The following is a 20950-nucleotide window of genomic DNA, read 5'->3' on the forward strand; positions in this document are numbered from 1 at the left end:
TCATACATATCACCGAAGAAACGAGCGATCGCTCAGCAGCTGGTCGGGCCGCAGCTGAGTTCGATTTCGTCGTTCTCGAACGCCAACTTCGCCTCGTCGAGGCTCTCGTGGACCGCGTCGGGGAGTTCGTCTTCGAACGCCTGCCCGACCACGAAGTCGATACTGCCTTGCTCGATGCTGAGGTTCTGTTCGCCGACTACGCGCTCGAAGTCGTCGTCAACGACGGCCTCGGAGACCTCGTAGGTCGCTTCGTTGAGCGCTTTGACGGCCGATCCGAGGATGACGTCCTGGTACTGGTCCTCGGTGAGCGACTGGTCGACGTCGACGCCGAGGGCGAACCGGTCGTGGTCCTGTGCTGCGGAGAACACCCCTGCACCGGCAGCGGACGCAGCGTGCCAGACGACGTCGGCACCGTCGTCGATCTGTGATTCGGCGACGTCGTTTGCAGCACCCGTATCCGAGAAGCTCCCGCCGTATCCGGTTAGCACCTCCACGTCCTCGTTTACCCACTCGACACCCTCGATATACGACTCCTCAAAAGCCTTGATCAGCGGGATCTGTTCGCCGCCGACGAAGCCGACAGTGGACTCGCCGGGGTCGGTGCTGCTTCCCTCGTGCTCGAACTCCTCGTTCGTCATCACGCCGGCGACGACGCCCGCGAGGAACGACATCTCGTTGTTCATCTCGATCCAGCCGGAGACGTTGTCGGCACCGTCGATCATGTTGTTGATGAGCATCCAGTTCTGGTCCGGATACTGGTCGGCGTTCGTCTCCAGCGCGTCGGTGTGGTTGTCCCCGACGCAGACGATGAGATCGTAGCCGCTCTCGGCGGCGTCGGCCTGGGTCGACTCGTACTGGGCCTCCTCGGTCTCCTCGATGGTCGTGTAGGAGAGATCGAAGTCGTTCGAGGCCTCCTCCAGCCCCTCGACCGCGTTGTCGTTGAACGCGTTGTCGTCGAAGCCGGCCGGACTCGAGATGATCGCGACTTCCGTCCCGGCGCTTTCGCCGTCGTCACCGAGACACCCGGCGACGGCACCCGTGACGATCGCAGCTCCCGACGCGAGTACCGTTCGTCGGTCGATGGTCGCCCGTCCCCCGTACGTTCGTGCATCCGTGCGGTTTCCAGCCATGTGTCTATACAGGACGGTCATCCACCATATATTTACTCATATTATTAGTACTATTTTTCTTTGAGTATATTTAGGGTATCTATCACTAATCGGGATCGGATCGGCCAGAGGAGGACGCGTCCGATCACACAAACGGGTATCAACGTAGGTAACTACTTTCCGAGGTGAGTCGGCGAGTTCCGCATTATATGTAAGATATATTTTCCCAACCCCAGACAATAAATAAAACAACATACCGTACCCACCGCCGAAAGACAGAAACTGGAACAGGAACCGCAGACGAACTGCCGGAACGACGTCTCGGTGCGACTCCCGTTCAGGTCCCGGATCCACCGGAAATGACCCACGGGTAACCGTCTCAGACGACGACCAACAGCCCCACCACCACGACTGTCACGTAGACGGTGACGACGGCGGCGTACCGGACGAACTCGCGCCAGTCGAAGCCGCGAAGCGAGAGGACGCTCGCGAAGAGGAACGCGAGCCAGAGGTTCGAAACGCCGGCACCGTACATCGTCGCGATTAGCGAGGGGACCAGATCGACCTCCGCGGCGGCGACGGCCGGCCCCTGGAGCACCCACAGCGAGCCCGGATCGGGGACGAACAGGCCGAGGACGAACGCGACGACGTACGAGACCACCGCGGGAAGCCCGGTGCCGGCGATCGCGTCGCCGATCGTCCCGTACAGGTTCGCCTCCCCGAGCAGCGCCCAGACGGCCGCGTACAGCAGGAACGGGATTGCAACGTGGGTGGCCCACCGGGTCGACTCCTCGGTCTTCTGGCGGAAGGCCATCGGCGGCCCCTGGGTCAACAGCCCGAGAATCATCAGCGTAAACAGCAGCCACGGCAGGGTCAGATCGCCGCCCGTGGCGTAGTACCAGCCGAACGAGATCACGCCGATGACGACGGCGATCATCGTGATGACCTCTGAGTTTTCGAGGCGGTCGCCGAGTTCCCAGTCGGCACGCGGAACCGCGGGCGCGTAGTGATCGAACGTCTCCGCGATCGATCCCTCGAGGACGCTGTCCCGCCGCTCGAGCGGCCTGACGTCGTCGGACGACGGCGCGAGCAGGACGAGCACCAGCGGGAGCGTCACGAGCAACAGGGCGCTCGAGAGCAGGTTGACGGGGTGGAGGACGAACTCCCCCATCGCGATCGAGCCGACGTCGTCGACCAAGACGTTCGCCAGGCCGCTCTCGTCGGCCATCATCAGCCCGCCCGGGCTCGAGAGCCCCTGGTTCATCACCACGAGCGCGAGCAAGCCGCCCATCAGGACGGCGGGGTAGTGGACGGCCGTCCCGTTCTCGCCGGCGCGACGACAGAGCCGCTGGCCGATCAACACGCCGCCGATCAGGCCCAGCGCCCAGTTGAACCAGCCGAACAGCAACGAGACGAAGGCGGTCGTATAGACGATCCCCGCCTGGCTCGTCGGGACGAGGGCGGCGATCCGGTCGAAGATGACCCCGACGCGGGGCGATTCGACGACAGACGCGCCGAGCACCCAGTAGAGGATCAACAGCATCTGGACGGAAAAGAGGTCGAAGAAGCCGGTGCTCAGCAACTCGAGTTGGGTCATCGGCTCGAGGAACGGAATCGTGACGAGCAACGCGACGATCGCGAGCAGCAATGCGTTGACCAGCGACTCGGGGAAGTACCGGCCGAGCGCGGGGACGAACGACTCCTCGTCGCGGCGGGCGTCGGTCGGGGATGCGGGTTCGCCGGCCATGGGATCACCCCAGCACCCCGATCAGGAGCGCGCCGGTTCCGAGCACGATCCCGCTGAAGACGAACAGGACGCCGACGTAGCCCATCATGTCGCGGATCGAGAGGCCGGCGATGCCCAGCACCGGCAGCGCCCAGAACGGCTGGATCATGTTCGTCCACTGATCGCCCATCGCGAACGCGATGAGCATGTGGTTCATCTCCGTGCCGGCGATCTGCTGGGTCGCCGTCGCGTAGATCTCGCCCATGACGACCCACTGGCCGCCGCCGGAGGGGACGAAGAAGTTGACGATGCCGCCGGAGACGAACACGAACACGTACCACGTCGTGTCGGTCGCGTAGGCCGCGGCCGTCTGGGCGATCAGCTCGACCAGCCCGGAGAAGACCATGATCCCCATGATTCCGCCGTAGAACTGGAACTGGACGATGATCTGGCTGGCCCCCTCGATCGCGTCGTAGAACACCTCGGCGTAGCTCCGCAGCGTCGTGTGCGCCAGGAAGCCGAGACCGAACATCACCGTGATGAAGACGTTGATGTCGAAGACCTCCATGAACGGCTCCGTCGCGAACAGGTAGGCCAGGTAGATCCAGATGAGCAGTCCCGCGCCGATACAGACGAGCCGGCTGTCCAGCAGGAACTCCTTGTACAGCGACTCTCGAGCGCGGTGGGGATGGGCGACCTCACCGCCGTCGGAGCGAGGTTCCGACGAGTCTCGCGAACCCGCGGTTCGCTCACCGCCGTCGGAGCGAGGTTCCGACGAGTCTCGCGAACCCGCGGTTCGCTCACCGCCGTCGGTGGCCATCTCCGTGACGCCGGCCGAGCGGAGTTTCTCCTCGGGCACCGTCGTGATGTTCTCGGATTTCGGCGACATCAGCGGCATGATGATCACCGTGACGAGGACGACGCCCGCGACGATAACGAGGTTGTACGGGTGGAAGATCGTCTCGGAGACGGGGATGGTCCCCATCGTCTCCTCGGCGAAGTGACCCTCGGTCGCCGAGAGCAACAGCGACGCCCCGGACAGCCCCTGGTGCCAGGGCAACAATCCGGCGTAGGCGGCCGCGACCAGCAGCGGGTAGTGGACCTCGACGTCCTTCTCGGCCATCGCGATCCCCACCTCGCGGGCGAGGATCGCGCCGGCGATCAACACGACGCCCCAGTGGAACAACCCCAGCAGTTGCCCACAGAGCGCGACGACGAAAATCGCCTGGAGCTGGCTGGTCGGCACGTCGGCGATCCGCCGGAGGACCCGCTTCACCGGCGGCGAATCGGCGAGCGCCCAGCCGGTGAGCAACGCCAGCGACGCCTGCATCGAGAACTCGATGACCTCCCAGAAACCGGCACCCCAGTGGGTCGCGACGTCGGCCGGCCCCTCCGGTGTGACCGCCACGGCGATGATCATCGTCAGGAACGTCAACAGCAGGGCGAAGATGAACGCATCCGGAAGGTACCGCCGTACCAGTCGGCTCGAGAGGTCCCCCAGTGCCGTAAAGAAGGCGCGTAACGTTCCCGGATCGCTAGCGCTCATCGTACGTGTCGGTGCCGACGACGGACCCAGTCGTACGGCGAGTCTACGATCTGACGACTCCTGATACCCTCAGTCATTGTATTCGTACACGATAGTTCCATCCAGACAGAACGAAAAGGGCGGCCTTGTTGCACATTCAGGCCGTTTACACTGTCGGCGATCGCGCGATCGCTCGTTCGCTACTCCGAATTCGATCGACTCCGCGTCGAAGGTCGCGAGAAAGGAGGGGTGACGGCCCGATCAGTCGTCGGCCGGCGCGGGCGTCTCGCGTTCGACGTCGATGGTGCCCTCGTCCAGTTGCTCCTCGACGTTTCGGGCGGCCTCGACCATGTTGGCCATCTTGCCGTAGGCGACCTCGCGGGGCAACAGCTTCACGCCACAGTCCGGCGAGAGGACCAGTTGCTCGGGCGGAACGACCTCGAGTCCCCGCTTGATGTTCTCCTCGATCTGTTCGACCGATTCGGCCTCGGCGACGTGGACGTCCGTCACGCCCAGCGCGAGGTCCTTCGTAAACGCCGGATCCTTGAAGACGTCCAGCTGGTCGTAGTCGCCGTTGGCGAGTTCGAGGTCGAACTCGTCGACGGGGAACTCGAGGATCTCGGGATAGATGCGGGAGTAGTCGCCGTAACAGACGTGGAGGCCGATGCGGACGTCCTCCGGAATGTCGTCGACGATGTGCTCGAGCGCTTCGCCGACGATGGCGTGGTCGTCGGGCGTCGTCGCGAGGGCGGGTTCGTCGATCTGGATGTAGCGCGCGCCGGCCTCGACGAGCTTCTCGATCTCCTCGTTGACCAGATCGGCGAGGTCGTACGCCAACTGTTCGTCGTCCTCGTAGGCCTCGTTGAACGACCAGCTCGCCAGGGTGTACGGCCCGGTGATCGGCACCTTCACGGGACGGTCGGTCGCCGCGGCGGTGAACTCGTACTCGTCGACCAGCCAGGAGTCGGTGTACTCGACGTCGTCGACGACCGACGGCTTGTCGAAGTAGTTGTGTCCCCAGACCTTGACGGGCCCGTTGAACTCGTAGCCCTCGATGCGGTGGGCAAAGAACTCGACCATCTCGTTGCGCCGCATCTCGCCGTCGACGACGACGTCCAGGCCGGCGCGTTCGTGTTCCTGGGCGATCAGCCGCGCGGCGTCGTCTTTGGCTTCCCGCCAGTCGTCCTCGTCGAAGTCGTGGTCGGGGTCCTCGTAGAGTTCCTTCGCACGGTTGAGCCACTTGGGCTTGGGGTAGCTGCCGACGACGGTCGTCAGCAGGAAGTGGTCGTTCTCGTGGTCGTCCGGTCGGAACTGGTCTTTGTTCGCGTTCGTCATGCTGGAGTCACCTCCGCGAGTTCCGCGGCCTCGGCAAGGACCGCGAGTTTCTCCTCGAACTTGCTCGAGGGCAGGTAGAACGTCTCCGTGTTCGTGGTCAGGTAGACCGTCTCGAACTCGGTGACCTGTAGTTTGTCCTCGACCCAGTCGACGCGGTCGCGAATCGCCTCGGGGTCCTCGACGAGCGTGCTCTGGCCGTCCGCGAGCCCCAGCGCCACGTCGTCAGTCGTTCCGTACTCCTGGATGTTGTAGACGTTGTCGTCCTGCTCGGCGACGAAGTCGAAGCCGACGGCATCGACGTCAGCGTCGAGTAGGTGCGCGTAGACCTTCTCCTCGAGCGCGCCCCAGTAGGGCTGAACGACGACGTCCGCGTCCGTGGCGTTCGCGACGGTGTCGATCGCCTCGCTGGCGCGTTCGTCCGCGCCGTCCTCGGGAGCCGACTCGACCAGCGACGGTTCGAGCAGGAACAGCGTCTCGTGCTCGGGGAACGCCTCGAGTTCGCCGGCGAGGAACTCCGCGATCGCGCCGAGGAAGTCGGCCTCGTCGTCGTAGTACTCGTCGGTCGCGAGGTCGGCGAGCGAGTACGGACCCGGGAGGACGGCCTGCAGGTCGCCGTCTGTCAGTTCGGCCGCGGCCTCGAGTTCGTTCGCGACGTCGCCGGAGAAGTTCAGTTCGTCCTGGACGACGGGTTCGCGGTAGAAGTTGTTGTTGTCGTAGTAGCGGACGATGCCGCGGGTCTCGACGGCGTCGTGGACGGCGAGCGGGTGCGCGAGCATGTCGTCCCAGCGCAGTTGTCCCTCGACGATCCGGTCGAGGCCCGCCTCCCGTTGCAGGTCGATCACTTCCTCGCGAGCCTCGTCGTAGGCCGCCGCGATCTCCTCGCCCTCGTCGCCGCTGATGAGATCGTGTTTCTGGTGACCTTTGAGGTCCGACAACTCGTCTTTCGCCCAGTCCGGGAGCGGATACAGCCCCGGCGTGGTCGATACGTACTCGGTCATCGTAGCACTGGCTAGGCTATACCGACGCTTAATATTTTCCATACGGACAAATGCCCTGTAGTAATCCTAGCTAGTTTCCACCGGTGACGGCGAACGCGAGACGGTCGCCGTGAGTCCGCCATCCCTGCGGACGGGCCGCTGATCGATCGCTCAGGACGAATCCGACAGCCGTTCCGACAGCCGATCGTACCGTTCCCGGACCGCCTCCCGCCGCCGTTCGGTCTCCGCGGCCAGATATTCCGCGTCGACGTACGCCCCGTCCTCAAGGGTCACCCGCAGGACGCCACCGTCTTCGCGGGCCGGTTCCGGAAGCGCCGCCGCCTCGACCTCGAGTTGCTCGGCGACCTCACCGTCTTCCTCGAGCAGGAGGACCGCCGTCTCGCCGTCGACGATCCGATCGACCGTCGCCGTGTAGGTCTCGGTCATCGCGGGGACGTAGGCGGTCCAGCTACTTAGCCTGCCGCCGCGCCCGTCGCCACGGGGACGATCGACTGCGAGCCGACGACCGTGCTCGAGGGAGCGGCCGTCGGGACGTGCGGTGACGCGTCCGTATCGGGGTTCGCCTCGAGCAAGTCTTCGGGATCGCTCGAGTACGATTCGGCGGTTTCGACCTCGATCGTCTCGCCGTCGGTGACCAGTACCACGTCGCCGTGGACGGCCGTCCAGTAGGTCTCGATCCCGCGGTCGGCGAAGCGCTCGAGGACCTCCTCGTGGGGGTGGCCGTACTGGCTGTCCAGGGCGCTCGAGATCACCGCGAGGTCCGGATCGACGGCCTCGAGGAACGGCTTGCTCGAGGACGTCGAGGAGCCGTGGTGGCCGGCCTGCACGGCGTCGGCCGCAAGGTCCGCGCCGTGGTCGTCCACGAGACGGGATTCGACGTCGGTTTCGGCGTCGCCGGTCGTCAGGTAGCGAACGTCGCCGTACTCGATCGCGAGCGCGACGCTGGCCTCGTTCAGGTCCGTTGCGGATTCCCCCTCGGTTGGATTGAGTACCGTCGCCGAGACGGCGTCGTCGGCGAGCAGGAGTTCGTCCCCCGCGCGCACCTCGAAGAGGTCGACGTCGTGGGCCTCGATCGCGTCGAGGTAGTTCTCGAAGGTCGCCGAGTCGTGAACTACGCCGGGGTCGTAGGCTACACCGACGCCCTCGCCGTCGGTCTCGAAGTGCTCGATGACGGCCGCGTGGCCGCCGATGTGGTCCGCGTGGGGGTGGGTCGCGACCAGGTGGTCGATCCGGTCGATTCCCCGCTCCTCGAGGGAATCGATGACCCCCGCACCGTCCGCTCGCCAGTCGCCGGTGTCGATCAGGATGGACTCGCCCGCGGGCGTCACGATCAGCGTCGAATCCGCCTGTCCGACGTCGAGGTGGTGGATCTCGAGGTCGCCATCGGGGGCTAGCCCGGTGGATTCGTCCCCGCTCCCGTCGCCATCGCCGCCATCGATCGAATCGGTGAACCCGTTTCCCCCAACGCAACCCGCGAAAACGAGCATCGCGACGACCGCAACGACGAGCGTCGTGCGTCGCATAGAACCGACGTACGACGTCGCGCTGTATCAGGTTGTGGGCCACGACGGAAGGCAGTGTTCGGAGTGCAATCCTACACTATCGAAAGGAGTGTAACTACCACGAAAGCGCCACCCCCTTTCATTCCCACCCTTCGGTAGCTTGACCGGTCAGCCGATACGGGTGGGAATGAAAGGGGCTTTCGTGGTGTTTCGAACCACCGCAGAAAACTCACAGTAGCCTCTCCCGACGAAGACCACCTATCGGAACAACTCGAGGACGGAAAGCGTCTCGAACGGGAACGACTCGTCGGCGACGGCGACGGCACTGAAGCCGTGTTCGCCGGCCTCTTCGACCACGTCGTCGACGCCCGTGAGACTGCTGACCAGCAGGTAGACGGCACCGTCGGGTGCCAGCACCCGGCCGACGGCCGCGAGGAACGGATCGATCACGGCCCGACCGTCCTCGCCGCCCGAGAGGGCCCGTTCCATCCAGTCGTCCCACTCGTTCTCCGGATCGGTCGGGAGGTACGGCGGGTTGAAGACCACGGCGTCGAAGACGTCGTCCGCGAAGGGGGATACCAGATCGGCGCGGACGGTCTCGAGGCCCTCCTCGCGCGCCTGCCGGACGGCGTGGGGGTTCACGTCCGAGGCGATCACGCGGGCCGGCAGTTCCTCGGCCAGTCGTCCCGCGACGTAGCCCGACCCCGTCCCGACCTCGAGGAGGACGTCGTCCGATTCCGCCTCGAGGCGATCCACGACCGCCTCGGCAAGCAGGTACGAGTCCTCGGCCGGCTGGTAGACGTCGGTTTCCACGTCGCGTCGGTCTTCGAGCGTCATCGGTTATCGGTCGAGTGGCTGATCTCCTGTTCTCGGTGCGCTCCCGTCGGGGAGTCGTCGGTCGATGCCTCCTCGCTGTTCGGACGGGCATCGCTGCTACGCGTGGAGGCGTCCGGTTCGGGCGATCCGGCGACCCGAAGCCCGCCAGTCTCGGCGCGGCCGGCCAGTTCCCGCTGGGGGAACGGGATCTTGATCCCCTCGGCCTCGAAGGTCCGTTTGATCGCGTTGATCGCGGCCGTGCGTGCCTCCCAGCGGCGTCGGGCGGTCGGATCGTCGATCCAGAAGCGCACGCCCAGCACGACCGCCGAGTCGCCGAACTCCTTGGTGACGACCTGGGGCGAGGGGGCGGGCTCGGCGTGCTCGAGTTCCGAGACGGCCGATTCGGCCAGCGCCGAGGCGTGCTCGAGGTCGGTCTCGTAGTCGACGCCGACGTCGATTTCGACGCGCAGGCGGCCGCGCCGCGACCGGTTCGTCACCGTGCTCGAGGCGACGACGTCGTTGGGGATCATGATGTACTCGCCGTCGAACGACCGGATGCGCGTGTTGACGATCGAGATGTCCGTGACGATCCCCTGCTTGTCCTCGACGACGATCCAGTCGCCGATCTCGAACGGGCGGGCGAACATCATGACGAAGCCGGCGAGGACGGTCCCCAGCGTCTGTCGGGCGGCCATACCGACGACGATCCCGAGGAAGCCGGCCCCGACGAGCAGGCCGCCCAGGTCGTCGATCCAGAAGCCGAGGACGACCACGAGCGCCATCGACCAGACGATCACCTGCGCGATCCGGTGGGTGATCTCGCGCTGGTGGGCCGTCACGGCCGAGGCCGACCCGAGCACCTCGTCGATCACGCGTTTGATGACCCGCGTGACGATGAGCGCCCCGATCACGAGAACGACCGAGGCGACGGCGTTCGGGAGAAACTGGCCGTTGAGTTCGTGATCCGCGAAGACGCTCCAGATCGTCCCCGTCTGGCTCCAGACGCCGAGGACGACCGCGAGGGTCCCGACGCAAGTCACCACGAGCAGCGTCGCCGCGGTGAGGTCGCCGTACACCGGCCGGGTGTGCTCGCTGATCCAGGCCTGCAGCCGTCGATACGTGAGCGAAGCGGCCACCAGCAGGCCGATGGCCAGGCCGGAGATCATGAGCCGCAGTTCCGTCGACTCGACGACCCCCGCCAGCCAGTCGAGTCCAACCCCCGTCTCCGTCATGCGCGATCCTCTCGAGACGGATCGTCCGCGCAGCTTTGAGTATTCGTCGGTCGAGCCCCACCCGACGGTCAATCAGCAGGAGTTCAGCCGTCGGTCTCGGGACGGCCGACCCGCATCGCGAGTTGCGCGAGCGACGCGAACTCCGCCGGAGTCACCGAATCCGGCCGTTTCCCGAGCAAATCCTCCTCGGCCGCGTCGACGACCGCGTCTGGCTCCTCGAGCCCCGAGATGTGGGCCGTGTTCCGGATCGCGTTCCGGACGGTCTTCCGACGCTGGGTGAACAGCGCCTTCACGAACCGCAGGAAAAACGCCTCGTCGTCGACCGAATACGCCGGCTCCCGCGGGACGGCCCGGATCACCGCGCTTTCCACAGCGGGCGGCGGCGAGAACGCCTCCTTCGGCACCGTCTCGACGAGCGAGACGTCGGCGTAGTGCTGGCTCGAGACCGACAGCCGGCCGTACTCGGAGGTCCCGGGCTCGGCGACCATCCGCTCGGCGAACTCCCGCTGGAACATCAGCACGAGCGGGCGTTTCTCGGGAAACAGTCGGAACGCGATCTCGCTCGAGACGCCGTAGGGGAGGTTCGAGACCGACGCCGTGAACGCGGGGAACCCCACCTCGAGCGCGTCGCCCTCGATCACGGACAGGCGATCGGCCTCGATCTCCTCGCGGAACTCCTCGCGGAGGAACGCGGCCAGTTGCGGATCGCGCTCGACGACGGTCACCCGGTCGCCGACCGCGAGCAACCGATCGGTCAGCGCACCGGTCCCGCCGCCGATCTCGAGCAGGTGGCCGGTATCCGCGTCCTCTAGATAGGTCGGCAGTCGATCGAGGACGCGATCGTCGACGAGGAAGTGCTGGTCGCGATCGGGGTCGCCGCGGACGCCCGCTCGAGCGAGCAGCGCGTCTGGATCTCTCATTGGCGGCGATTCGGGGCGGCCGCGTTAAAACGCACCGTCTCGGCGGTTACAGGGGAGCCTCCCCCTCGGGAGCGGGGAACGGGGTCCGCGTGACGGCCTCGTGGGCTGGCGGCTCCCCGGCACCGCCGTGGATCTCGCGCACCTCGAGGTCGGTTCCGGCGACGCGGGCGTCGACGAGGTCGTCGAACTGGACGTCGTCGAACTGCTCCCGCGAGACGCTTCCGAAGGCGCTCGCTTTGCCGTCGCGTTCCTCGAGTGTGATCTCGTACGCGACCGTCTCGAACGCGTCCTCGAGTCGGTCCGCGACGGGGTCGTCGACGCGAACCGTCCGCGCCGAGCGGACGACCCCCTCGAGGTCGGTCACGACGACGCCGGCGAGGTCCCCGTCGTCCCTGTAGACGTTCGCCACGGCGGTGCGAACCGTCCGCCCGTCTTCGTCGGGGTGCCACTCGACGTCGATCCGTTTCGTCCGGAGGCGCGCGTCGGACAGCGACTCCGTCCCGCGACGCGCGACGAACCCGGCGGCGACGCTCGAGGCGACGATCGCCGAGCCCGCACCGAGAACCGTCCGACGGTTCATCGTTCATATCACTCGTCTAACCCGAGCGAGTTAATATTTCCGATTCGAATGGTCTCGAGTTATCGGTAGCAGTGACGCACGGCTTGTCGCCGGTTCTACAGGCGGGGCAGGCCGAGTGCCTCGGGGTCAAGCCCGAGGCGGTTCACCAGTGAGAACCCGGCTATCGAGAGGGAGAACGAGTCTCGAGCCGGCGGACGGGCCGGCGTCGGCGGGTCGGGCTATCCGAACTTACCGGTGATGTAGTCCTCGACGCGGTCGTGTTCGGGGTTCTCGAAGATCTTGTCCGTGTCGTCGAACTCGACGAGCCGACCGCCCGTGAGGAAGACGGCGGTCTTGTCGGAGATGCGGGCGGCCTGCTGCATGTTGTGGGTGACGATCACGACCGTGTACTCCTCGGCCAGTTCCTCGACCAGATCCTCGATCTTCGAGGTTGCGACGGGATCCAGCGCGGAGGCTGGTTCGTCCATCAAGATGACCTCCGGATCCGGCGCGATCGCCCGGGCGATACAGAGGCGCTGTTGCTGGCCGCCCGAGAGGTCCAGCCCGCTGGTGTCCAGCTGGCCTTCGACCTCGTCGAGCAGTGCCGCACGCTCGAGGGCGGTGTGGACTTTCTCGTCGAGGTCGCCGTCGTCTTTCCCCTGGACGCGGAGACCGTACGCGACGTTGTCGTAGATCGACTTCGGGAACGGGTTCGGCTTCTGGAAGACCATGCCGATCTTCCGCCGAAGGGCAACGGGGTCGACGTCCTCGTCGTAGACGTTCTTCCCGCGGAAGTAGAGGTCGCCCTTGACCCGGGCGACGTCGATCAGGTCGTTCATCCGGTTGATCGAGCGCAGGAACGTCGACTTCCCACAGCCGGAGGGACCGATCAGCGCCGTTACCCCCTGTTCGGGGATCCCCATGGAGATGCTCCGGAGCGCCTGATCGTCGCCGTAGTAGACATCCAGGTCGCGGGCTTCGATCACCGGATCGGCGACCGAACTGACGGCCGCCGACTCGGCGTCCATCGACCGGTCGCGGGTGGGCTGTTCGTCGTCGGTGCGGTTCGTCGTGGTCGTTGGGGTCGGTTGCTGGGTCATGGGTCAGTCGCGTTTGGTCTGGTAGCGGTTGCGGATAACGATCGCGATCGAGTTGATCGACAGCAAGATCACGAGCAGCGTCACGACGCCGGCCGCGACGACGCCGTACTGGAACTCCGTCTCGGGGAGGTCCGCCCACGTGTAGATCTGCATGGGCATCGCGCTGATCTTGCTGAACAGGCTATCGGGGACGCCGAAGACGGCCGTCGGCGCACCGATCATGATCAGCGGCGCGGTCTCGCCGATCGCTCGCCCGAGCGCGAGGATCGTCCCGGTGAGGATGCCGGGCATCGCCCGCGGGAGGACGACGTTGCGGATCGTCTGCCACTTCGTCGCGCCCATCCCGTAGCTGGCCTGGCGCTGGGAGTCAGGGACGGAGCGGATCGCCTCCTGGGCCGAGATGATGACGATCGGCAGGATGAGCAAGGAGACGGTGAACCCGGCCACCAGCAGCGTCCCGAAGCCCAGATCCAGCAGGCTCACGAACAGCCCCAGCCCGAGCAGTCCGTAGACGACCGAGGGGACGCCCGCGAGGTTCGCGATGTTCAGCTGGATGAACCGGGTCAGCGGGCCGTCGCTCGCGTACTCCTCGAGGTAGATCGCCGCGCCGACGCCCAGCGGGAAGGTGATCAGCGCGATCAACAGCATCAGCGCGATCGAGCCGACGATCGCCGGGAAGAAGCCGGCGTCGTAGGGGTTGCTGAAACTGGGCATCCCGGTGAGGAAGTCCCAGGTCAGCCAGCCGACGGCGTCGACGGCGACGTTCGCCAGCAGCGCGGCGAGCGCCACGATGCCGACCAGTGCCGCCGCGAGCGTGAGCCAGCGGAAGGCGACGTCCTTGGCCCGACTCACTCGGCCGAACTCCGGTTCGGCCGGCTCCGTCAGCTCCGATTGTTCCGAGGCCATCAGCGGTACACCTCCCGGTAGCGCGAGGAGACCCACTCGCTGAAGAGGTTCATCGCGAACGTGATGACGAACAGCGTCAGTCCGACCGCGAAGAGGCTCTTGTACTCGGTCGACTGGCCGACGACGTCGCTGGCCCCGATCTGGACCATCGCCGCGGTCATCGTCTGGACCGACTCGAGGAACATCCCGCCGGGATCGGTCAGATCCATCATGCGCGGGGTCATCCCCGCGGCGATGGCGACGATCATCGTCTCGCCGATGGCCCGCGAGAGCGCGAGGATGTACGACGAGAGGATCCCCGACAGCGCCGCCGGCACCACCACGGAGGTGGAGACGGTGAACTTCGTCGCGCCGAGGCCGTAGGAGGCCTGCCGGAGCGAGTCGGGGACGGAACTCATCGCGTCCTCGCTGATCGAGGAGACCATCGGGATGATCATGATCCCGACCATGATCGAGGCCGACAGCGCGTTGAACGTGCCGATCGGGAAGATCCGGTCGAGCGCCGGCGTCACGTAGACCAGCGCGAAGTAGCCGTAGACGACCGTCGGGACGCCGGCCAGCACCTCGAGCGCGGGTTTGAGGACGGCTCGTCGGCGCTCGGAGGCGTACTCGGAGAGGTAGATGGCGGTCAGCAGGCCGATCGGCAGGGCGATGGCCGCCGAGCCGAAGGTGATGACGAGCGTGCCGGAGATCAGCGGCCAGACGCCGTAGACGTGGTTCGCGGGCGTCCACTCGGTGCCGGTGAAGAATTCCAGCGGCGAGACGGCCGCGAAGAAGTCGACGGCGTCGTACAGCAGCGTCGCGACGATGGCGAGCGTCGTGAGAATCGAGAGGAACGCACAGATCGCGAAAAACGTCTTGAACGCGACGCCGCGGACGGTTCGAGCGCCGTCGTTCGTGAGGTCCGGTGCGCCGGTGCTCATGCGTCGGTCACCTCCGCGACGGCCTCCTCGAACCGCTCGAGGCTCTCCTCGCGCTGGGCGTCCGAGACCGGGACGTAGCCGACTTCGTTGACGAGGTCGGTCGAACTCCGCTCGAGGTAGAAGCGAACGAACTCCCGCACGTCCTCCCGACGGAGCGCCTCCCTGGCGACGTAGATGTACAGCGGCCGTGACAGCGGCGTGTACTCGCCTTCCCGTGCCGTCTCGAGGGAGGGTTCGACGCAGCCGTCGCCGTCGTCGATCGCGACGGCCTTGACCTGCTCGGGATTCTCGTCGTAGTAGGCGAAGCCGAAGTAGCCGATCGCGTACCGGTTGCCCTGGATGCCCTGCACGATCGTCCGGTCGCGCTCTGTGGCGTGGTAATCGGTCCGGTGGGAGTCCGATTCGTCGAGGATCGTATCGGCGAAGTAGTCGAAGGTACCGGAGGTCGTGTCGGCACCGAAGAACTCGATCTCCTCGTCCGGCCAGTCGTCGCGCACGTCGCTCCAGGTGTCAGCGCCCCCCTCACGCCAGAGTTCCCGGAGTTCTTCGACGGTGAGACAGTCGATCCAGGACGCCTCCGGGCTGACGACGACCGTCAGCGCGTCGGTTGCGACGGTGAACTCGATCGGGTCGATCCCGTTCTCGCCGCACTGTTCGCGCTCGACGTCGGCGATCTCCCGACTCGCGTTGTTGATATCGGTCATTCCCGGACAGAAGAAGTTCGAGAAGCCGCCGCCGGTCCCAGTCTGGCTGATCGAGACGGTGGCCCGATGCTCCTCCGAGAAGGCCGACGCGACCACCTCGGTGATGGGGAACACCGTCGAACTACCGGCGACGTTCACTTCTCGTGCCCGGTCCGCAGCGCCGATACAGCCGGAAACGCCGATCCCGGCTGAGACGGCGGCCGCGGCCAAAAAGTGCCGCCGTCCGACTCCGGACGACGGTTCTCCGCTGGCGTCTCTCGACATCACTAGTGGATCGCCGACTGCCGGATAAGTACCATGCTATGATGAATATATAGAGAAACGTTGGCATGGATACGAGCACGGGTTCGCCCGTCGACACGTCCCTGCCGCTCGTTCCACTCGTGGGCACTCGTCGGCTCGAGAGTAGCCGACGGATCGGAGTCGATCGAAGACGAAGCGGCCTAGCCGAACTTGCCGGTGATGTAGTCCTCGACGCGGTCGTGTTCGGGGTTCTCGAAGATCTTGTCCGTGTCGTCGAACTCGACGAGTTCGCCCCCGGTAAGGAAGACGGCGGTCTTGTCGGAGATGCGGGCGGCCTGCTGCATGTTGTGGGTGACGATGACGACCGTATACTCCTCGGCCAGTTCCTCGACCAGGTCCTCGATCTTCGAGGTCGCGACGGGATCCAGCGCCGACGCTGGCTCGTCCATGAGGATCACTTCGGGGTCGGTCGCGATCGCTCGAGCGATACAGAGGCGCTGTTGCTGGCCACCCGAGAGGTCCAGGCCGCTCGAGTCGAGTTGGTCCTCGACTTCGTCCAGGAGTGCCGCCCGCTCGAGGGCGGTGTGGACCTGTTCGTCGAGGTCGCCGTCGTCTTTCCCCTGGACGCGCAGGCCGTAGGCGACGTTGTCGTAGATGGATTTGGGGAAGGGATTGGGCTTCTGGAAGACCATGCCGATCTTCCGTCGGAGGGCAACGGGGTCGACGTTCTCGTCGTAGACGTTCTTCCCGCGGAAGAAGAGCTCACCTTCGACCCGGGCAACGTCGATGAGGTCGTTCATCCGATTGATCGACCGCAGGAACGTCGACTTTCCGCAGCCAGAGGGGCCGATCAGCGCCGTCACCTGCTGTTCGGGAATGGCCATCGAGATACCGCGCAGCGCCTGATCGTCGCCGTAGTAGACGTCCAGATCGCGGGACTCGATGATCGGCTCCGACGCGTCGGGACCGTCCAGCGCCGGTTCGCGCCGTACCTCGGTGCTCGACTCGGCTCGACCGGACTCGGACGTCGACACGGATCGTGAGCCGCTGCCGTTCGCGGTCATTGGAGACACGTAGGCCACGCTCCGGCGACGGTTACTTGTTCCGGGTCGCTCACAGGCTGTCCGGAGACGGTGTCCGAAGTCGATCGACGGATATCTGCCATCGGATGCCCGATCGAGCGTCCCGGACAAAGATCCCACTATGACAGCTACGTCTTCCCACCGAGAGATACGTATCCCTACGTAGCACACCTGGACGAGAATCACCGTCGCTCGAGCCAGACCGGTTCCGCAACCGTCGCCGAACGGAAGCGGGTACGTACCGGCAGACCAATCGATATGGCGGGACGACGCGGACGGCTGACAGTCCCGCGTTCGGCCCCATCGCCTGGCGAGCGTCGTCTGGGTCCGGGCGAGTCTATAGATGGGAGCGAATTTACGTTCGGCCTCCCAACCCCGGCGTATGGAGACGCGCAAGGTCCAGGTGACGGGTGGGTCGACGTATACGGTCTCGCTCCCGAAGGAGTGGGCGACCGACAACGACGTGAGTTCGGGGTCGACCGTCGAACTCTACCCCGAGGACGACGCGTTGCTGTTGACGCCTCGAAGCGAGTCCGAACGCCAGGAAGGGACCCTCGACGTCTCGGACCTCGAGGGCGAGCGACTCACCCGCGCGGTGATGACGATGTACGTCAGCGGCTTCGACATCATCCGCCTCGAGGCCGCCCGGATCACGACGGACCAGCGACGGGCGATCCGCGACGCGACCCAGAGCCTCGTCGGCGTCGAAATCCTGGAGGAGACGAACGACAGCGTCGTCATTCAGGATCTGCTGGACTCCTCGGAGCTGTCGATCGTCAACGCCGTCTCCCGGATGCGGCTGATCGCTACCTCGATGCTCGCCGACGCCGTCACCGCGCTGATCGAGAACGACGACGACATCGCCTACGACGTCATCGAACGCGACGACGACGTCGACCGCCTCTGGCTGGTCGTCTCGCGGATCTTCCGCGCGACGCTGCGCTCGCCCCGCGCCGCGGAGGAACTCGGCGTCCCGCGCGAGGACTGTTTCGACTATCACTCGAGCGCCCGCCAACTCGAGCGGGTCGCCGACCACGCCGCCAAGATCAGTAACCTCGCACTGAAACTCGACGAGATTCCCGGCGACGTCGCCGACGCGCTCGCAGCGCTGCGCGAGGACGCCTCGGACGTGCTCGAGAAGGCCATGGACGCGCTGTACGCCGCGGACGCCGACGAGGCGAACCGACTGGGCCACGCCGCCCGGGAGGCCGTCCTCGAGATCGACGAGCACACGCGCCACATCGACGACATGCTGCGGGACCTCGAGCCAGTCCAGGCCCAGTCGCTCGGGCTGATCGTCGACTCGCTCTCTCGGAGCGCCGACTACGGCGGAAACATCGCCGAGACGGCGTTGCAGAAGGCAGCACCGCGTCCCTGACCCTGGAGCTGGCAGCCAGCGGTCCGGACGAGGAGGGGACAGCGACCCGGTGCCGTGTTACCGGCGATCGTCCTCGAACCGAATCAGGGTTTCTCGGCGATCAGTGCGATCGCGTTCATGTGCCGTTCGTGAGCGGTGAACGCGCGACGGAGGTCCCGAACCCGTCGCCGCGCGCCGGGGTGGGTCAGGACGTTCACCCCGAACCGAACCGCTCCGACCAACCCCTCGTCGTCGAGTACGCGCCGTGGACGCAGGAGATGCATCGGTGCCGTCGCCTTCCACACGACGTCGAAACCGGCGTCCTCGAGCAACGAGATCCACTCGGAACTCGTCTGCGGCCGAGCGTTTACCTTCGTCGCCGCCGCGAGGTCCCGCCGAATCGTCGCTTTCGTTTCGTCGTCGAGATCGTTCGGTTCCAGGGCGAGTTCGTGGACCCCGTACCGGCCGCCCGACCGCAGCAGCCGATGGGCCTCCTCGACGATCGACGCCTTTCCGTCGTCGGGATGCATCGTCAACATCGCCTCCCCGTAGACGACGTCCGCAACGCCGTCGTCCAGTTCCGTGTTCGCCGCGTTTCCGACGACGATCTCCCGATTAGGACCGTCGAATCGACGCTCGAGATCGGCGGCAGCGTCCCGATCTAACTCGATCGCGGTGTACGACTGCGGGGTTCGCTCGAGCACTCGCTCCGCAGTGAACCCGACTCCGGGGGCGAACTCGACGACGTCGTCCGCCGGCCCGGCGTCGAGCGCGTCGAGTAGTTCGAGGGTGAGTTCCTTCCCACCGGGACGCAACACCCGTTTTCCCATCTCCGCGAGCAGCCAGTGGGCCGGCTGTTCGGTCACGTCGGTCATCCGGACCACACCCGTTTCGATCGCCGTTTTGTGGCTCGCTTCGGACCGGTAACGCCTCCGTTCGAGCATGTCAGGATCGATCCGCCGCTCGGCCGTCGAACGCGGTGAACGTAGCGACACATGCTTTAGGCCTACCTAAACCAAGCTCGAGTTCCGAACGGAAACGTATCCCAGTTGTGCCGAATATGTTTGCTTACCGAAAAACGACCGAAGGGAGAACCCCGGCGGCATAGGCGTCCCGCGACTCGGTTCGCTCACTCCCGTCGAGGGACCTCGTGGCGACCGAACCCGTACCGCAGGCGATTGGCGAGCCGTCGCGAGAACCGGCCGTCGTCGGCCCGTGAGCCGAACCGCTCGGCCAGTGCGGTGTAGATCAACGGCAGCGGTACCTCCTGCTCGAGGGCTTCCTGGACGGTCCAGGTGCCGGTCGAGCCGCCCTCGACTCGGTCCGCGACGGTGCCGAGGTCGGTGCCCTCCTCGCGGAACGCCTCCTCGCAGAGTTCGAGCAGCCAGGAACGGATGACCGCGCCGTTGTTCCAGACGGAGGCGACCGCCTCGAGGTCGAGGTCGTACCGCCCCTCGTGAAGCAGTTCGAACCCCTCGCCGTAGGCCTGCATCAGCGCGTACTCGACGCCGTTGTGGATCATCTTGACGTAGTGGCCCGAGCCCGACGGCCCCATGCGCTCGTGGCCGTCGGGTCCGGTCGCGACGGCGTCGAACACCGGCTCGAGTTCCGCGTAGGCCCACTCCGGGCCGCCGACCATCAGGGAGAAGCCCAGTTCCGCGCCGGCGGGGCCGCCGGAAGTGCCGCAGTCGAGGTAGGCCGCCGGACAGGACTCGGCGCGGCGCACGGAATCCTCGAAGTAGGAGTTGCCCCCGTCGACGACGACGTCGTCGGCATCGAGGTGTGGCTCGAGTTCCTCCAGGGTGGCGTCGACCGCGTCGCCGGCGGGGACCATCAGCCAGATGCGCTTGTCCTCGCCGAGGCGGTCGGTCAGATCCTCGATCGAGTCCGCGGGTTCGGCCCCCGCGTCGGCCGCCGTCGCGACCGCCTCCGGCTCGAGGTCGAAGGCGACGACGTCGTGGCCCGCCTCGAGGGTGCGGTCGACGACGATCTGTCCCATGCGTCCCAGTCCGATTACGCCCAGTTGCATAGCCGTCCCTCGGCGGGCCCGGGAGGTAGTGGTTGTGATTCCGCGCTGGCTCCGTTCTCCGATGGATCGCGATCGAGACAACCGCGTATTGATCGGGGCATTCGTTGGGACTTCCGGTGAAACGATGCGTTCTGCTATCGTGGACACGAGGAGCAGCCACGCCCTCCCCAGCCGATTCGCTCCCGTTGGTCGCTCATCCCTCGCACGGTTTCGGTCGAGCGGCCTCCCATTCGGTCGGCCGCTCGACAGCGCGCGCCACCGCACGTGGTTGGCCAGATGCGGAACGGTAACTTCACAACCTGGAGTTATCGTAGAGATGCGACCACGAGACGTTCGTATCGGGTGCAGAATCAGTAGCTATCGACGGGTCGGTGGGCACTCCTAGGTGGTGGTCGCCGTGATCGCGATCAGTACAGCGGGTCCTCGAGTCGCGCCCAGCCGATCGCGTCGAGAACGACGATCCGATCGTTACACCTGACGAAGACGCCGTTGTACTCGTCGTCCTCGCCGTCGTAGTACGGTAGCGAGTCGCGGATCGCGTCGACGACCGACCAGGCACCGTCGCGATCGAGGGTCACGTGTTCCCACTCCTCACGGGCGTCGTTCCGGACGGCTCGCTTGATCGCCCGGCGAGCACCCGGAATCTCGGCGAGTCGGCTCGAGGAGGCGTCGACGACCGTCGCGTCGATTGGCACCTCGTCCCGGCCGACGATGCGTGCACCGAGGTCGGCCTTCGAGCGTCCGGTTCCCTCGCTCCCGCGGCGTGACCGAAGGACGTAGCCGGCGGCTGCAGCCGCCCCGACCACGAACAGCGACACCGCCAGGTCGTTCCGCCTGAGCATAGTGGAGTACGTTACAGTAACCGACTAAGTATCTTTCGCAAG

At 65.9% G+C, this 20950-nt stretch carries 20 protein-coding genes; 1 reads left to right on the top strand and 19 read right to left on the bottom strand.

Annotated features, from left to right (window positions below; genetic code table 11):
• Positions 1-32: 32 nt before the first annotated feature.
• The 16 genes from TX79_RS10640 to pstB (TX79_RS10715) form a co-directional block, all read right to left on the bottom strand.
• Positions 33-1130, bottom strand: a complete 1098-nt coding sequence (locus TX79_RS10640) for a BMP family lipoprotein (protein ID WP_049927422.1) — start codon at positions 1128-1130, stop codon at positions 33-35.
• 358 nt (positions 1131-1488) lie between these two features.
• On the bottom strand, positions 1489-2856 hold the full coding sequence (locus TX79_RS10645) for a TIGR00366 family protein (RefSeq protein ID WP_049927424.1): 1368 nt from the start codon (positions 2854-2856) through the stop codon (positions 1489-1491).
• A gap of 4 nt (positions 2857-2860) precedes the next feature.
• Positions 2861-4381: a short-chain fatty acid transporter gene (locus tag TX79_RS10650; RefSeq protein WP_049927425.1), complete on the bottom strand. Its 1521-nt coding sequence runs from the start codon at positions 4379-4381 to the stop codon at positions 2861-2863.
• A 240-nt stretch (positions 4382-4621) separates the two neighbouring features.
• Positions 4622-5695, bottom strand: a complete 1074-nt coding sequence (locus TX79_RS10655; RefSeq protein ID WP_049927426.1) for a methionine synthase — start codon at positions 5693-5695, stop codon at positions 4622-4624.
• Positions 5692-6693, bottom strand: a complete 1002-nt coding sequence (locus TX79_RS10660; RefSeq protein ID WP_049927427.1) for a 5-methyltetrahydropteroyltriglutamate--homocysteine methyltransferase — start codon at positions 6691-6693, stop codon at positions 5692-5694. The genes TX79_RS10655 and TX79_RS10660 overlap by 4 nt, the downstream gene beginning before the upstream one ends.
• Positions 6694-6843: 150 nt before the next feature.
• Positions 6844-7119 carry a DUF3006 family protein gene (locus tag TX79_RS10665; RefSeq protein ID WP_049927428.1) on the bottom strand — a complete coding sequence of 92 codons (276 nt, stop codon included), beginning with the start codon at positions 7117-7119 and terminating at the stop codon, positions 6844-6846.
• Positions 7120-7145: 26 nt separating this feature from the next.
• Positions 7146-8216: a ComEC/Rec2 family competence protein gene (locus TX79_RS10670; protein WP_049927429.1), complete on the bottom strand. Its 1071-nt coding sequence runs from the start codon at positions 8214-8216 to the stop codon at positions 7146-7148.
• Between the two features lie 237 nt (positions 8217-8453).
• Positions 8454-9032, bottom strand: a complete 579-nt coding sequence (locus TX79_RS10675) for a HemK2/MTQ2 family protein methyltransferase (RefSeq protein WP_049927430.1) — start codon at positions 9030-9032, stop codon at positions 8454-8456.
• A complete protein-coding gene (locus TX79_RS10680; protein ID WP_049927431.1) occupies positions 9029-10243 on the bottom strand; it encodes a mechanosensitive ion channel family protein in 1215 nt (404 codons plus the stop codon). Before TX79_RS10680 ends, TX79_RS10675 begins: the two co-directional genes overlap by 4 nt.
• An 83-nt stretch (positions 10244-10326) precedes the next feature.
• A complete protein-coding gene (locus TX79_RS10685; RefSeq protein WP_049927432.1) occupies positions 10327-11163 on the bottom strand; it encodes a 16S ribosomal RNA methyltransferase A in 837 nt (278 codons plus the stop codon).
• A gap of 46 nt (positions 11164-11209) precedes the next feature.
• Complete coding sequence (locus tag TX79_RS10690; protein WP_049927433.1) at positions 11210-11743, bottom strand: hypothetical protein; 534 nt, start codon at positions 11741-11743, stop codon at positions 11210-11212.
• 218 nt (positions 11744-11961) lie between these two features.
• Positions 11962-12822, bottom strand: a complete 861-nt coding sequence (gene pstB, locus TX79_RS10695) for a phosphate ABC transporter ATP-binding protein PstB (protein ID WP_049927434.1) — start codon at positions 12820-12822, stop codon at positions 11962-11964.
• 3 nt (positions 12823-12825) lie between these two features.
• On the bottom strand, positions 12826-13728 hold the full coding sequence (gene pstA / locus TX79_RS10700) for a phosphate ABC transporter permease PstA (RefSeq protein ID WP_049927435.1): 903 nt from the start codon (positions 13726-13728) through the stop codon (positions 12826-12828).
• Positions 13728-14651: a phosphate ABC transporter permease subunit PstC gene (pstC, locus tag TX79_RS10705; protein ID WP_049927436.1), complete on the bottom strand. Its 924-nt coding sequence runs from the start codon at positions 14649-14651 to the stop codon at positions 13728-13730. The genes pstA and pstC overlap by 1 nt, the downstream gene beginning before the upstream one ends.
• Positions 14648-15619, bottom strand: coding sequence for a PstS family phosphate ABC transporter substrate-binding protein (locus TX79_RS10710; RefSeq protein WP_049927437.1), 972 nt, complete (start codon positions 15617-15619; stop codon positions 14648-14650). Before TX79_RS10710 ends, pstC begins: the two co-directional genes overlap by 4 nt.
• Positions 15620-15798: 179 nt before the next feature.
• Positions 15799-16662 (bottom strand): phosphate ABC transporter ATP-binding protein PstB, encoded by an 864-nt coding sequence (pstB, locus tag TX79_RS10715; protein WP_049927438.1) that lies wholly within the window; start codon positions 16660-16662, stop codon positions 15799-15801.
• A gap of 400 nt (positions 16663-17062) precedes the next feature.
• On the opposite strand from pstB (TX79_RS10715), the gene TX79_RS10720 reads away from it, so the two are divergent.
• Positions 17063-18058, top strand: a complete 996-nt coding sequence (locus TX79_RS10720) for a phosphate uptake regulator PhoU (protein WP_049927439.1) — start codon at positions 17063-17065, stop codon at positions 18056-18058.
• An 83-nt stretch (positions 18059-18141) separates the two neighbouring features.
• Here TX79_RS10720 and TX79_RS10725 read toward each other — a convergent pair whose 3' ends face one another.
• From TX79_RS10725 to TX79_RS10735, 3 genes are all read right to left on the bottom strand, one after another.
• Positions 18142-18912, bottom strand: coding sequence for a class I SAM-dependent methyltransferase (locus TX79_RS10725; protein WP_049928358.1), 771 nt, complete (start codon positions 18910-18912; stop codon positions 18142-18144).
• 254 nt (positions 18913-19166) lie between these two features.
• A complete protein-coding gene (gene gnd, locus TX79_RS10730; protein ID WP_049927440.1) occupies positions 19167-20066 on the bottom strand; it encodes a phosphogluconate dehydrogenase (NAD(+)-dependent, decarboxylating) in 900 nt (299 codons plus the stop codon).
• Positions 20067-20473: 407 nt separating this feature from the next.
• Positions 20474-20908 carry a hypothetical protein gene (locus TX79_RS10735; RefSeq protein ID WP_049927441.1) on the bottom strand — a complete coding sequence of 145 codons (435 nt, stop codon included), beginning with the start codon at positions 20906-20908 and terminating at the stop codon, positions 20474-20476.
• Between the last annotated feature and the right edge of the window lie 42 nt (positions 20909-20950).

Source organism: Halopiger goleimassiliensis (genome assembly GCF_000455345.1).
Lineage (GTDB): Archaea > Halobacteriota > Halobacteria > Halobacteriales > Natrialbaceae > Halopiger_A > Halopiger_A goleimassiliensis.